Consider the following 13,772-nt stretch of genomic DNA (forward strand, 5'->3'; position numbering starts at 1 on the left):
CGGAGGCTGGGAGAATAGCGGGCATGGACATCGATCGCAGGAACAACGTCACCGTCGTCGGCAACCCGCAGGGTCCGGCGGTGATGCTGGCTCACGGCTTCGGCTGCGATCAGAACATGTGGCGGCTGACGGTGCCCGCGCTGGTCGAGAACTACCGCGTGGTGCTGTTCGACTACGTGGGTTCGGGCCGCTCGGATCTGTCCGCTTTCTCGGAGGAGCGCTATTCCTCCCTGGAGGGCTATGCCCGGGACGTGGTGGAGGTGTGCGAAGCGCTGGAACTGCGTGATGTCGCGTTCGTAGGGCACTCGGTCAGCGCGATGGTCGGGGTGATGGCCGCCAACATGGCTCCGGAGCGCATCGGCGCGATGGTGATGGTCGGGACATCGACGAACTCCTTACGTCACTGGAGTCCAATTACCTGGGCTGGTCGGCGGCGATGGCGCCGGTGATCATGGGGAACGAGGAGCGGCCGGAGCTCGGTGAGGAGCTGACGAACAGTTTCTGCGCCACCGACCCCGACATGGCGCGCGTGTTCGCCCGCACCACCTTCCTGTCCGACTCGAGAGACGATCTGAAGAGTGTGCGGGTTCCGACACTGGTACTGGAGTGCACCCAGGACGCCATCGCTCCCCGGGAGGTCGGCGCCTTTGTCCACCGGGCGATCCCCGGGTCGAAGCTGAGCACTCTCGACGCGACGGGGCACTGCCCCCACATGTCCGCGCCCGAAGCCACCAACAGGGCGATCACCGGCTTCCTGGCGGGCCTGCGGTGATGTGCCGCACGGGACAGGAACCCGACCCGCACGACGCCGGCAAGGAGCAGACGCCGGATGCGGCGTTCACCGCACTGCTGGAGGACAGCGCCGAGGAGTTGTACGAGAACGCGCCGTGCGGCTATTTGTCCACTCTGATGGACGGCAGTATCGCGAAGATCAACACCACGCTGCTGGGCTGGCTCGGCCTGGAGCGGGAGGCGGTGGTGGGCCGGATGCGGTTCACCGACCTGCTCACCGTGGGCGGCAAGCTGTACCACGAGACCCACTTCGCGCCGCTGCTGCGCATGCAGGGCGAGATCAACGGAATAGCTCTGGAGATCAAACAGGCGGGCGGTGCCCGGCTGCCGGTACTGATCTCCTCCGTGGTCAAGAACGGCAGCACCGGCGAACCGCTGCTGATCCGCACCACCGTCTTCGACGCCCGGGACCGCCGCGCCTACGAGCGGGAACTCCTGCGCAGCCGGCAAGCGGCCGAGGAAGCGCGCAAAGAGGCGGAGGCCGACCGCGCGCGGCTACAGGACGCCCTCGCAGTCCTTCAGCAGTCGCTGCTGCCCGCCGCACTGCCGCCGGTACCGGGAGTGCAGACGGCCGCCCACTACCACACCGCCTCTCCCGACCGGCTCGGCGGTGACTTCTACGATGTCTTCCCCGTCGACGGCAAACGCTTCGCCTTCTTCCTCGGCGACGTGTGCGGCAAGGGCCCCCAGGCCGCTGTGGTCACCTCCCTCACACGCTACACCCTGCGCGCAGCCGCCCTGCACGACCCGGACCCCGTCGCCGCACTGTCCACCCTCAACAATGTGCTCCAGGAGCGCTACACCGGCGGCGACCCGCGTTACTGCACCGCCATCTACGGCATCCTCGAACCCGATCACGCGACCGGGCAGGTCGCCATCCGCCTCGCCTCGGGCGGCCACCCCCCAGCCCTCGTCCTGCGCGCCGACGGCACAGCCGACTTCCTGCCCACCCCCGGCGGCCTCCTCGTCGGCGTTCTGCCGGACCCGCACTTCGCCACCGCCACCACGACGCTCGCCCCCGGCGACACCCTCCTGCTCTACACCGACGGCCTCACAGAAGCGCGGACGGGCGAAGACCGCGCCGGCCTCTACGGTGACGAGGCGCTGCGCTCCTTCGCCGCCGGCCACGCCGGCAAGCCCCCACATGCCGTCATCCAGGCCCTGACCGGCCTCTTGGACGATTTCGGTGACGGCCTCGACGACGACACCGCCCTGCTCGCCCTCGGCATTCCCGCCGCCGGCCCTACGACGAAGAACCCATGATGAGCCCGCTACAGATCATCACCCGAGACACCGCGACCGGTCCCGTTCTGGAGATCATCGGCGAACTCGACTACTCCAATGCCTCCGAGCTGCGCGACCGGCTCACCACGCTCGCCCTCCAGCCCGGCCGGCGTCTCGTCCTGGACCTGGGCAGCATGAGGTTCTGCGACTCCAGCGGCATCACCGCCCTGCTCGCGGCCCGCAACCGCGCACACGCCGCCCAGGCCGACATCGCGCTCGCCGCCGTCCCCGCCCACACGATGCGCATCCTGCGCGTCGTCGGCCTGGACCAGATCTTCCCCCTCTACCCGGACACCACCCCGAACTGCTCTCCCGTTCCGGTGTGGACGAGCTCGTCGGACAAGAGCGAGGCCGGATGAGCGAGCCTCTTCCGACCCCGCCCCCTGTCTGCCCGCCGAGGGTCAGGGCCGCCTGTAGGGGCGGCAGAGCAGGTCCTTGAGATTGCCGTCGTCCAGACACACGCGCACGAGCCCGGCTCCGCCGGGAACGTCTGCCGGAACGACGAATGAGAAGTCTTCGGTCGTGCCGCACGCCGTATCGCCGGAGGCAGAGCCGTTCGAGCCCAGCTTTACTGTGTCGGCGGCGTTGTAGGTGTACGCCCAGGTGCGCCGGCAGTATGCCGGGCCGGCCGCGCTCACCGACTTGTGCGTGCCCTTCACGACGACCGACCGGTTCTGCCAGGTCAACGTGCCCGTCGTCCACGTGTTCCCGACCTCGACGTAGAACGGGGTGACAGGGTAGGCGGCGGTGTGAGCATGTGCGGCGGGAGCGCCCAGTAACGTGCCCGCGGCCAGCGCGGTGGTACCGAGGGCGGCGGCGAATCGCGTACGCATGTGATCTCCAGGAGTTGGCCGGTTACGGCTCTACATGCTGCGGGATCCGGGCACCCGCGGCCCAGCTCTTAAGCCACGGCTTAAAGGTGGCCGGTGGCCGTCGCGCTGTCGCCACCTCGTTTCGAATGGGGCGGCGGTCCAGTTGCCGGCTGCAACCGCCGCGCCGCACGGCGGCCTCGCGGCTCGCGGCTCACGGCTCACGGCTCACGGCTCACGGCTCACGGCATGGTTCCGGTCCTGAGGAGGGCGAGTCCCAGAGGAGTGATGCGGTGCTGCACGGACCCGCCTCGGCGGCTGGTGGTGATGAGATCCGCGTTCCGGAGCACTGTCGCGTGCTGGCTCGCGGCTGCGGCCGAGACCTCGAGGCGTCGGGCCAGCTCCGTCGTCGTACAGCCTTCCGCCGTCACGTTCAGCGCGGCGGCGCGCGTGCGGCCGAGCAGGGACTCCAGGTTCCGGCCCGGGGAGCCGCCCGGCTCAGTCGGTTCGGCACCGGTCAGCGCTTCGCGGAGGCACGGCACGGTCAGCCTGGGTGGCTGCGCGGTATCCAGCGGGTCCCACAGAAGGCTCAGCGGGCGCGGCGAGAAGACCGTGGGCGTGATGATCAGTCCCCTGCCGCGAAGATGCACCTCGGTCCGGCGCGGGTAGGGAGCTTCCAGTACGGGCGGACGCCAGCGGACCAGTGGTGCGCAGAGCGACCGCAGCAGCAGGTCGATGCCTCCTTCGAGCATCAGGTTCGCGCAGCGGGAGGACAGGGCGACCAGTTCGGTACGTCCTTTGTGCCAGTAGGGCTCCACGGTCAGCCGGTGGCAGGCGCGCACGGCCTCGGCCAACTCCCGCCGCGCGTCGCGGTCCCCCTCGGACACCCGCCTGGCCCATGACAGCTGTCCGGGGTGGAAGTCGAGGCCCTGGAACTCGCGTCGCAGCCGGGCCACGGGTGCGCGCAGCAGGTTGTCCACGGCGTGATCCAGGGACGGCACGTCGCCCATCAGGGCCAGCAGGTCGAGCCCCGGACCGCGCCTCGGAACCAAGGACGTCAGCGGGCGCGTGTCCGCCCCCATCCGGCCCGCCACCGCTGAGCGCCACTGGCGGAGGTAGGCAGGGTTCCGGTTCTCTCTCAGCAGCTCCAGGCTGTAGTACGTCTCCGCCGCGACTCCGATCGTCGCGGCCACGCGTGTCCGCGCGAGGTCCTCCGCCGTGAAGTGAATGCGTAACACCGACCGGCTCCCTGCCACAGCGGTAGAGCGCGTCTGCGCACCTCCAAGCATGCCCCAACCCGGCACACCCCACCCCCGGCTCCCGGTGGGCGAGTTGCTCCGGGACGGTGCGAGCTCCGCCGCCGGCAACTGATCGGTCGGCGGCCGGCGCCAGGAGCCGATCGGCGCCGGCCGGTACGGCGCATGTCAGCCGGGCGAACCGCCCGGCTCGTCGGAACCGGCGGCGGTGTCGCTTCCCGGCCGTACGCACTCGATCAGGTAGTCGCCGTTCTCGTCGTCGACGGTGACTCCGTGCGCCTCGCTGCGGAACCCGGGGAAGGCCCGGTCGAACGCTTCCAGAGCCTGGAGGTAGCGGAGCAGCGGGCCTTCGGGCTCACCGAGGGACTCGCCGGGCATCAGGACGGGGATGCCGGGCGGAGTGACGGTGACCATGGCGGCGGCGATGCGCCCTGCTGCTTGGTTCAGGCGTACGCGTTCGGTGCCGCCGCGGATCAGTTGCCGGTAGCAGGTCTGCGGGGGCAGGACGGGCTCCGGCAGTTGCTGGAAGGCGTCGTCGAGGGCCGTGACGAGTCGGGCCCGGGTGAGGTGTTCGTGCATTTCCTCGCAGAGGCCCCTGAGGGTGGCGTGCCTGTAACGCTGCGGATATCGCTCGGTCAGGCCGGGCAGGACGCGGTCGAGTGGGGTGTTCGCATCGTAGAGAGCCTTGAAGTCCATCAGGGCGTCGAGGAGGGTGCCCCACTTGCCTTTGGTGATGCCCATGGAGAAGAGGATGAGGGTGCTGTAACTGTCGGTCTTCTCCACCACGATGCCGCGCCCGGCGAGGTAGGAGGTCAGGATGCGGGCGGGGATGCCCCAACCGGTGGTCCGGCCGGTGGCGTTCACGCCGGGACAGGTGAGAGTGACCTTGACCGGGTCCAGCATGCAGTAGCCGTCGTCGAGGCCGGGGAAGCCGTGCCAGTCGGCGTCCGGTTCCAGCTGCCAGCAGGCCGGTTCGCGGCTCAGCAGCGCGGTTGGCGCGTCGGCGAAGGGAATGGGATCTCCGTTGGCCGGGTCGGTGACGGTGTCGGGTTGCCAGACGCCGAAGAACCAGCCCGGCCGGTCGCCGGCCTTGGCGATGCGCCGACCGGTACGGACCACGGCTTGGCGGAAGCGGATGGCCTCGGTCACCGCCTCGTCGATCAGCCACTGCCCCTGAGGACCGTCCATCATCGCGGTGGCCACGTCGAGCGAGGCGATGGCGGGATACAACGGCGAGGTGGTGCCGTGCATCATGAACGCCTCGTTGAACCGCTCGTGTTCGACCGGGGCACGGGGTGCGGACCTGACGTGGACCATGGCGGTCTGTGAGAGCGCGGCGAGCAGTTTGTGGGTGGACTGGGTGGAGAAGACGGTCGGCCGGTCCGGTCCTTCGAAGGTGTGCGGGCCGACGGCCATGCCGTAGCGGTCGGCGTACAGCGGATGGAAGCGCGCGTAGGCGAACCACGCTTCGTCGAAATGCAGGCGCGGGGAGCTCGGCGCGAGCGCGCGGGCGACCTGGAGCGTGTCGTAACACAGGCCGTCATAGGTCGAGTTGGTGATCACAGCGTACTGGGCGGCGTCGGATACGGCCCCCTGGGCGAGGGGGTTGGCCGCGATCCGGGCCGCCACGGCCGTTCGCTCGATCGTGTGCGGCGGCAGGGGACCCGCCAGCCCGTAGCCGTTGCGGGTCGGCACCAGGTAGACCGGTCGGGCGCCGGAGATGACCAGGCCGTGCAGTACGGACTTGTGGCAGTTGCGGTCCACGAGGGCGACCTCGTCGGTGGTGACGCAGTAGTGCCCCACCATGCGGTCCGCGGTCGAGTCGCCGTGCAGTACGAAGTAGGTGCGGTCGGCGCCGAAGACACGGGCCGCGTTGCGCTCCGCCTCCCCGATCGGGCCGGTGTGCTCGAACAGGGAGCCCAGTTCCTCGACCGAGATCGACAGATCGCTGCGGAAGAGCCGCTCACCGAAGTAGTCGAAGAAGACGCGCCCGACCGGTGACTTCAGGAACGCGACGCCGCCGGAGTGCGCGGGGGTGTGCCAGGAGTACTCGTGCGCGTCGTCGAACCGCCGAAGGGCTTTGAAGAAGGGCGGGAGCACGTTCTTCTGGTAGGCGCGAGCGGCACTGACGATCCGGCCGGCGATGAACGGGGCCGTGTCCTCCAGCGGCCAGACGTAGCCCACGACGGTTTCGGCGACCCACAGGGGCAGGCGCTCCAGGGCGTGATCGGACTCGTCGGTCATGACCAGGAACACCGGCAGATCCTTGAAGCGCCGGCCGATCCGGCGCAGTACCGCGGCGCCGCCCCCCTCGTCCTCCCCGTCGGCCGCGCCGGGCAGGTCCCAGCCCACGACGGCGGCCGTCAACCCCGCCTCGGTCTGCAAGGCCGCCCGCGCGTCGCCCTCCGAGCGGGCCCGGCGCACCTCCAGACCCCGGTTCTCCAGCTCCTTCCCGATCCGGCGCAGTTGCTCAGTACCGACGCCGCCTCCTAGCGGATCCTCGCGCAGCGCCAGCAGGACCGTGCCGTTCGCCATGAGATCTCGCTTTCCCGATCGACAGCCGTAGCGCGGGCAATCCTTCCGGCACGCCGGCGACAGGCGGGACGGATCAGATCCAAACCACCCACATGAAGGAGCTGGACGTGAAGGTGCGGCGGCGCGTTCAGGGGCGCACACCGGTTGCGCAGGGGGGTCCGCCACTGCCGCGAGGGCTCACTGGCCCACGCGGCCGCGGGGCCCGGGAGTGCCGAGGTGTGGTTCAGCTCTCCGCGAGCACGATCACCCAGTCCTCCGCGGTGAAGCGCACCTGCTGCTGCTTGTCGGGGTTGATCCGTACGCCGTACGCGGGGCCTGCCGCGGCCTGCGCGCGCAGTCGGTAGCCGACGGCGCACTCATGGCGGCGACGTGCTGAGGCGACGACGGTGGCGAACGTGGTTTCGCTTCCCGGGTGGACGTAGTCGGCCGCGGGTTTGAGGTAGAGCTCGCTGCCTTCCGCATCGAACAGCTCGTCGAAGACGTCCGCCAGGGAGGGGTTCTCCGAGATCTGGGCCATCAGCAGGCTTGTCAGCCGACCGCTCACGATGAAGTCGGCGCCTTCTCGTGCGGGCGCGAGCAACCGGTTGCGGTCGTCGGTCATTTCAGTGGTGAGTGAGATCCTCTTGCCTGAGGCTTGCTCGATCGATCTGAGGTGCAGCAGCGTGACGAGCGTCCTGTCGTCCGCCTCCGCCACCTGGGTCGCAACGGTTGCCGCGGTGGGCGTGCGGCCCGCGTCGCCGATGACGATCACGCTGTCGTACGAGGGCACGTTCAACCGGGCCAGTACGCGAGGGTCCGTGGTGTCCGCGCTGTGGAGGGTCACGTCGAGGCGTTGGGATGCCACCGCGACGTCCTGGGCCCCGCGCATCGTCGCGTGGTCTCCGAGAGCCACGATGTCCAGCGTGGTTCCGGCGCTCACATAGGTGGCGAGCTGTTGGACGATGAGCGGTGCCCGGCGATTCCATCCGAGCAGGAGCAGCCGCTCCGCGGTGGCTGCCCGGGGCCCGGCCGTGGCGATCGCTTCCTCGTCGATGCCGGATGCCGCGGCGGCGACAACGGTGGTGTCGTCGTCCTTCGCGATGACGACGATCCGATCACCGGGGGCGATTTCCGTCCCGGGGTTCGGGTTGAGTGCGACCGTACCGTTCTCGCGCAGCAGGCCGACCGCCGAGGAGGTGGTGAGCGAAAGAAGAGCCTCGCCGAAGGTGCGGCCGGTGAGCGCCGGGGCGTCCACGGTGTAGAACTCGTCGCCCGCGAAGTTCAGCAGTTCCTGGTAGACGAGCGAGAGGCCCGGTTGGCGTGCGGTCTGTACGAGAAGGCGGGCGACGATGTCGTCGACGGCGAGGACATGGCCGCGCGGTCCTGCGGCGAGCTGGGCGGCGACACGGTTGTGGGCATCGTGAACTGCGGCGACCACGATCGCGTCGCCGGGTTCGGCGGCGACCGCGTTCAGCGCGAGGAGGGTCTTCACCACGTGGGTGTCACCGTCGTCCGCGCCGGGCGGTAGTACGAGTACGGCTTTGGCGGTCTGCGGGCTGACCCTGGTCAGAACCGCCGGGTCGGTGGTGCAGCCGTTGCGGCAGACGATCGTGGTGGTTCCGGTAGCCGGAACGCGGGCGTCGATCTCCTGCTCCATCTCCACCTTGTCCTTCGGGGCGAGGACAGCGACGACAGCCCGGCGCTGGTTGGAATTGGCCGCCACCAGTTCCGCGGTCACGGGGAAAACCTGGTCGGACCAGCCCAGTACGACGGTGTGCCGTGTCTCCAGCAGCCTGGAGTGGCCCAGACGCAGCTCCATGATGCGCTGGTTGATCCCGGCAGTGATCAGACTGACCAGCGTCGATACGAAGAGCAGGGCGATCAGCGCCAGCAGGACGGACGCGAGTACGTACAAGGGGGAACCGACCGCTCCTCCGATTTTCAGGGTCTGCCCGACACTGACCCATACGGCCGTGAGCTGGCCGGAGAGGGTTGCCGGGGGCTGGTGACCCGCCCGGACCAGCACCACGCTCGCCGGGACGACAACACTCAGACAGGCGAGGGTGAGCCAGCCGATGAGAGCGGTGGTGCTGCGTGACACCAGATAGTCGAACCGGTATTGGAGGCGTCGCCAGAGGGGCGTCGTGTGCTGCACCATGCACCCCCGGCATGAGTCGACGCGGCATTCGGACGGGCGATCCGCCGCCCTGCGGCTACACGTTAGAAAGGTGCGGCCAGCGCGAGTCGGGAAAGCCTCTGGCTCTCACTCAGAGGTATGAATCACCCCCGCCCGACACCCGGAGCACCGCCGGCCGGCGTCACCGCCTGCCGGGCAGGACGCGGCTTGTCGACCTGCGACACGGGGCCTCTCGCCCGGTGCTTAGGATGAATGCCGGTTCACGGCAGGCGCGCTCCGTCGGCCACCTGCCGCTCGTGGCGTGCGGCGCACCGCGTACCCTCACCAGATCGCCGGGACCGCGCCGGTCGGCGGTAACGGTCATGCCCCTCGCAGACAACCGGAGCACACATGCGTCACCCGGAAGGACTGGCCAGGCCGCCGCAGCCGGACGCCGTCCCGGAGGAGGCGCCTGCCGAGAGCCCCGCCGGGAAGCTTCCGGTCCCGCTGATCGTGGCCGGTCTGGTCCTGTCCCTGCTGGTGGGCGAACTCGGTTACTCCCTGGTACGAGACGACACATGGCTCACGCATCCGGGCTTCACCGCGTGGCAGACCGTCGTTGTGGCCATCACCGTCCAGGCTCTGCCCTTTCTGCTGCTCGGCACACTGATCTCCGGAGCGGTCAACGCCTTCGTACCGGCCGAGCTGTTCACACGCGTACTGCCGCGCAATCCCGCGCTTGCGGTCCCCGTGGCGAGCGCCGCCGGCGCGGTGCTGCCGGGGTGTGAATGCGCGTCAGTACCGGTCGCGGGGAGCTTGATCCGGCGTGGCGTCACGCCCTCGGCAGCCTTCGCCTTTCTTCTCTCGGCGCCTGCCGTCAACCCGATCGTGCTGGCGTCGACCGCTGTGGCGTTCCCCGGCAGCCCTGAAATGGTCGCGGCCCGGCTCGCCGCCTCACTGGCGACCTCCGCGATCATGGGCTGGCTCTGGCTGAGGTTCGGCCGCGAGGACTGGCTGCGGATGCCTGCCCGGCACTCCGGGCACGAGCACGGGCGCAGTCGCCTCAACGAGTTCCGGCTCGGTTTCCAGCACGACTTCCTGCACGCCGGAGGCTTCCTCGTGCTCGGCGCCATGGCCGCCGCGGCGTTCAACGTCACCGTGCCGCGCTCGGTCCTCGACATGTTCGCCGACTCTCCGTGGATGTCGGTCCTCTTCCTCGCGGCACTGGCCGTCGTTCTGGCCGTGTGCTCGGAGGCCGACGCGTTTGTCGCCGCCTCCCTGACCGGCTTCTCCCCCACCGCCCGGCTGGCGTTCATGGTGGTCGGGCCCATGGTGGACCTGAAGCTGATCGCGTTGCAGGTGGGCACCTTCGGCCGGGCGTTCGCGCTGCGCTTCTCGGCAGCGACGGCGGTGACCGCTGTGACGAGCAGCGTCGTGGTCGGATGGTGGCTGCTGTGAAGCCGATGGTGCAGCCCATGCTGCTTCTGCTCATGGGGGCGGCGATCTTGCGCGTCTCCCTGTTCAGCGACATCTGCCTGCGGTACGTGAAGGAGGGCCTCCAGCCCTTCCTCATCGCTTCCGGGCTCGTGCTGGTCGGCTGCGCCCTGGCGGGTGCGTTGCCCCAGGGTCTGCGCTTCATCAGGCGTCGGGAATCGACAGGCTCCGTGCCCGCGGTCGCCGCTCCTGGTCCCGACGGGCACGAGCACGCCCACGTACCCGGCATTGCCTGGCTGCTCGCGGCTCCGGCGCTGGTCCTGCTGATGTTCGCGCCGCCCGCCCTCGGTTCGTACACAGCCGCGCGGGACAGTCCGAAGGTCGTCGAGGACTACGACCATTTCAAGCGACTGCCCGCGCAAGGGCCCGTACCCCTTTCGCTGACGGAGTTCACCGCCCGGGTCCAGCAGGATCGCGCGAAGAGTCTCCAGGGGCGCACCGTTGTGATGTCGGGTTTCGTCACCCCCGGCAAGGGCGGACGGTGGGACCTGACGCGGCTGCTCGTGGCGTGCTGCGCGGCCGACTCCCAGTCCCTGACGGTGCCCATGCACGGTTTTCCGGCACCGCCCGCGGACACCTGGGTCAAGGTGACGGGCACCTGGCACCCGAGCGGTGCCCTGGGCACCGCGTCCGCGGCCCCCGCCCTTGACGTGCGGTCACTCGAGCGCATCCCCCCACCGCTGAGCCCGTACAAGGATCAGCCGCCCGCCCCATAGGCAACGTGTTGCGACGGGCAGTCGGGTACTCCGATGTCCGGCTGCCCCTGGCACAGCTGCGTCAGTCCAGGCAGAACTCGTTGCCCTCGGGATCGGTCATCACGATGAAGCCGGTGCTCATCGGGGGCTCGGGCTCGTAGCGTCGTACCCGCGTCGCTCCCAGCGCGACGAGCCGGTCGCACTCGGTCTCCAGCGCCGCCATCCGCTCCTCGCCCTCCAGGCCGGGAGCCGTACGGACGTCGAGGTGCACCCGGTTCTTGGCGACCTTGTCCTCCGGCACTTGCTGAAAGAACAGCCGTGGGCCGTGCCCGTCCGGGTCCTCGATGGCCGATCTGCTGTTGCGCTGCTCCTCCGGTACGCCGACCCGCGCGAGGAAGTCGTCCCACGCGGCCAGCGGATCGGCGTCCTCGGGCAGGTCGACTCCGGGCGGGCCGGGGTGGACGTACCCCAGTACGTCGCGCCAGAAGGACGACAGCGCCCTCGGGTCGTGGGCGTCGAAGGTGACCTGGAAGTGGCGGCTCATCGGTTCGCTCCGTTCGTGGCGTGCTTCGTTTGCGGGCAGAGGTCTCGCAGTGGGCAGACCTCGGACAGGTGGTGGATCAGCCGGCGGTGGATGTGCAGCGGCGGGCCGGCCATGGGCATCACGGGGAACGTTCCTTCGTGCCGACCGGGACCCGGAGCCCGCCGCACGCTCCACGTCGAGACCGTTTGCCTCCATGGAGCCACCCTGGCACCGATAGCGGACAGGTCGGGTACGCAGTCGGGTGCCGGGGCGGGCGGCTTGGACGCGGCATACGGCAGGGGCGACCTCGCAGAGGTCCGTCCAAGTCCGGCCCGAGCGCCAAGCCCGCCGAGGCGGCGATGCGGTCTGCGGTCTGCGGTCTGCGGTCTGCAGTCTGCAGTCTGCAGTCTGCGGGACGGTGATCTGATCGGTCCAGACATGCTGCGCGAACTCCGGCTCTCGAAGACGCTCCAAGCAGACCGGCTCCACAACCGTCATGGGCACGATCACGGTCCCGTCGTACTCGGTCAAGGCTAGATCCAGTACCTCGTACACGCGCCGACGCCATGCCTGGAGTCCTGGAAATCGGCACGCAAGGACGTAAGAGGCATCCGCCGCGAGCCGAGACCGGCCCCGTCGCGGTGGACGTGGGGCGCGGACGCCGTGGATCATGGAGCGGTACGCCACGCACGAGGCACATTCGAAGGCACGACGGGGGCGGGAACGACATGACCGACGAGAGCGCTGAGCGGGCACGGGCCGTGGTCGCGGCACTGCGGTCGTCGGCCGCACGGCGGCCGGACATCGCCCTGCTCGACGGTTTCACGGACGCGGAGCTGGACGCGTGGCCGGTTCCGGTGCCGGAAGCGGTGCGCGTCGTGCTGCGCGACACCGGTGGCCTGGAGGCAGGCGGCGTTCGTTACGTGTTCGGGCCACGCGGCGACTCCCACGGTCGCCGTCCCTTCGCGGACGGCCACTGGACGCTCGGAGAACTGACCTGGGGCCAGGGTTCACTGTTGGTGGGCGTGGGCGGAGAGCAGCGCTCCGACTGGGGCCCGGTCGCGGCCGTCCAGCCGTACGACGAACCGGAAGTCACCGTCGAAGCCCCGGGCTTCACCAGCTGGCTGCTGGGTCTCGCCGAACGTCTCGCCGACGGCGGCACGGTGGAGGACCGCCCCCTGCCCACCGTCTTCACCGAGGCCGTGCCGTCCGTGGAGATCGCCGAGAGCGCTGACGCGGACGCCGAGCTGGTGGCCCTGGCCGGGCGGGGGGATTCGCTCACCGATCTGGTCGATCTGCGCTCCCTCCTGGCCTATCCGTGCGGAGTCGGCTGGGAGCCGTACCACTCGACCGACTACAACACCGCCGACACGGGAAGCAGCGAAGTGGACTTCCGGCTGGCCGGAGACGGCAAAGTGCTGCTCATCCGCAGCATGGTGAGCGGCGACTTCCTGCGGGACGGCGTACGCCGTCACCGTGTCCCCGACGATGCCGGCCCGCGGGCCGTCGCCGAGCTGCGGGCGCTGGCGGCCGAACTCCCCGGCCTCGTCTCCCTCCAGCCCGGCTGTGACGACGCGGAGATGGACACCTGGCCGGTGCCCGTCCCCGCCGACGTACGCGACGTGCTGCGTGAGATCGGCGGTGTTCGCATGCCGGGCCTGCCCGACCTGGAGCTGCTGCACGGGGCGCCCGAGCAAGGCGTGGACCCCGAGGTGCACCGGATGATGGGCGGTGACGGGACGTACTGGCCCGTCGCCCGGGTTGTGTACGCGCGCCACACCGCCCTCGCGCAGATCCGCATCGACCCGGACACCGGCGAGTGGGGTTACGCCGTGTCGGTGCCCACCGACCTGGGCAGCCTCCGGGAATTCCCGGAGGTCACCCTGCTGGCCGAGTCGCTTCCTCACCTGCTGCTGACCGTCGCCCGTCTTGCCCGCGAGGCCGGGGACAGCCCCGACTTCGCGCGTTCGCTCGCCGGGGCCACCACATGGTTCTTCCCGAACACCGGTGAGCCGTGGACCCGTCCGGTCCCCCTGGGCGAGTGGGCTTCCTCCACCGACCCGCTGCGGGCCGCGGTGGCCGGTCTCCCCGCCGGAACCCATGTCGCGGACCTGCGCCGGGCGCCGATACCCACCGACCTGTGTTTCCACCGGGCGGAGGACTGGCCGTACGGCGACAGCCTCGACCGTCTCCACTTCGGCGCGGGGGGACGCATCGCCGCAGCGGTTCCGCTCGCCGGCGGCAGGTGACCACGCGGTCACCACATCCGTCACCCGCCCTGCGCGACCA

Annotated in this window: 12 protein-coding genes; 7 read left to right on the forward strand and 5 right to left on the reverse strand. The window is 69.9% G+C overall.

What is annotated here, in order from left to right; genetic code table 11:
* Positions 1-23 precede the first annotated feature (23 nt).
* From AS594_RS47510 to AS594_RS03010, 4 genes are read left to right on the forward strand one after another with little or no spacing between them, the layout of a single operon-like run.
* The gene (locus tag AS594_RS47510) at positions 24-449 is read left to right on the forward strand and encodes an alpha/beta fold hydrolase (RefSeq protein ID WP_338120137.1); all 426 of its coding nucleotides are present in this window, start codon (positions 24-26) and stop codon (positions 447-449) included.
* A 2-nt stretch (positions 450-451) separates the two neighbouring features.
* Complete coding sequence (locus AS594_RS47515; RefSeq protein WP_338120138.1) at positions 452-772, forward strand: alpha/beta fold hydrolase; 321 nt, start codon at positions 452-454, stop codon at positions 770-772.
* Positions 772-2,055, forward strand: a complete 1,284-nt coding sequence (locus tag AS594_RS03005) for a PP2C family protein-serine/threonine phosphatase (RefSeq protein ID WP_069925525.1) — start codon at positions 772-774, stop codon at positions 2,053-2,055. The genes AS594_RS47515 and AS594_RS03005 overlap by 1 nt, the downstream gene beginning before the upstream one ends.
* A complete protein-coding gene (locus AS594_RS03010) occupies positions 2,055-2,435 on the forward strand; it encodes an STAS domain-containing protein (protein ID WP_079148321.1) in 381 nt (126 codons plus the stop codon). Before AS594_RS03005 ends, AS594_RS03010 begins: the two co-directional genes overlap by 1 nt.
* Positions 2,436-2,477: 42 nt before the next feature.
* Here AS594_RS03010 and AS594_RS03015 read toward each other — a convergent pair whose 3' ends face one another.
* The 4 genes from AS594_RS03015 to AS594_RS03030 form a co-directional block, all read right to left on the reverse strand.
* Positions 2,478-2,909, reverse strand: coding sequence for a hypothetical protein (locus AS594_RS03015; protein ID WP_069925526.1), 432 nt, complete (start codon positions 2,907-2,909; stop codon positions 2,478-2,480).
* A gap of 218 nt (positions 2,910-3,127) precedes the next feature.
* Positions 3,128-4,123 (reverse strand): ArsR/SmtB family transcription factor, encoded by a 996-nt coding sequence (locus tag AS594_RS03020; RefSeq protein ID WP_079148685.1) that lies wholly within the window; start codon positions 4,121-4,123, stop codon positions 3,128-3,130.
* 186 nt (positions 4,124-4,309) lie between these two features.
* Positions 4,310-6,676, reverse strand: coding sequence for an Orn/Lys/Arg family decarboxylase (locus AS594_RS03025; protein ID WP_069925528.1), 2,367 nt, complete (start codon positions 6,674-6,676; stop codon positions 4,310-4,312).
* 223 nt (positions 6,677-6,899) lie between these two features.
* Positions 6,900-8,813 carry a CASTOR/POLLUX-related putative ion channel gene (locus AS594_RS03030; RefSeq protein WP_069925529.1) on the reverse strand — a complete coding sequence of 638 codons (1,914 nt, stop codon included), beginning with the start codon at positions 8,811-8,813 and terminating at the stop codon, positions 6,900-6,902.
* Between the two features lie 369 nt (positions 8,814-9,182).
* On the opposite strand from AS594_RS03030, the gene AS594_RS03035 reads away from it, so the two are divergent.
* Both AS594_RS03035 and AS594_RS03040 read left to right on the forward strand, forming a co-directional pair.
* Positions 9,183-10,229 (forward strand): permease, encoded by a 1,047-nt coding sequence (locus tag AS594_RS03035; RefSeq protein WP_079148319.1) that lies wholly within the window; start codon positions 9,183-9,185, stop codon positions 10,227-10,229.
* A gap of 17 nt (positions 10,230-10,246) precedes the next feature.
* Positions 10,247-10,981 carry a TIGR03943 family putative permease subunit gene (locus tag AS594_RS03040; RefSeq protein ID WP_240508917.1) on the forward strand — a complete coding sequence of 245 codons (735 nt, stop codon included), beginning with the start codon at positions 10,247-10,249 and terminating at the stop codon, positions 10,979-10,981.
* Positions 10,982-11,042: 61 nt separating this feature from the next.
* Here the strand turns inward: AS594_RS03040 and AS594_RS03045 are convergent, their stop codons facing one another.
* Positions 11,043-11,504, reverse strand: a complete 462-nt coding sequence (locus tag AS594_RS03045; RefSeq protein WP_069925531.1) for a VOC family protein — start codon at positions 11,502-11,504, stop codon at positions 11,043-11,045.
* A 707-nt stretch (positions 11,505-12,211) separates the two neighbouring features.
* On the opposite strand from AS594_RS03045, the gene AS594_RS03050 reads away from it, so the two are divergent.
* Positions 12,212-13,732 (forward strand): hypothetical protein, encoded by a 1,521-nt coding sequence (locus AS594_RS03050; RefSeq protein ID WP_069925532.1) that lies wholly within the window; start codon positions 12,212-12,214, stop codon positions 13,730-13,732.
* Positions 13,733-13,772: the final 40 nt, after the last annotated feature.

It is taken from the genome of Streptomyces agglomeratus (assembly GCF_001746415.1).
Taxonomy (GTDB): domain Bacteria; phylum Actinomycetota; class Actinomycetes; order Streptomycetales; family Streptomycetaceae; genus Streptomyces; species Streptomyces agglomeratus.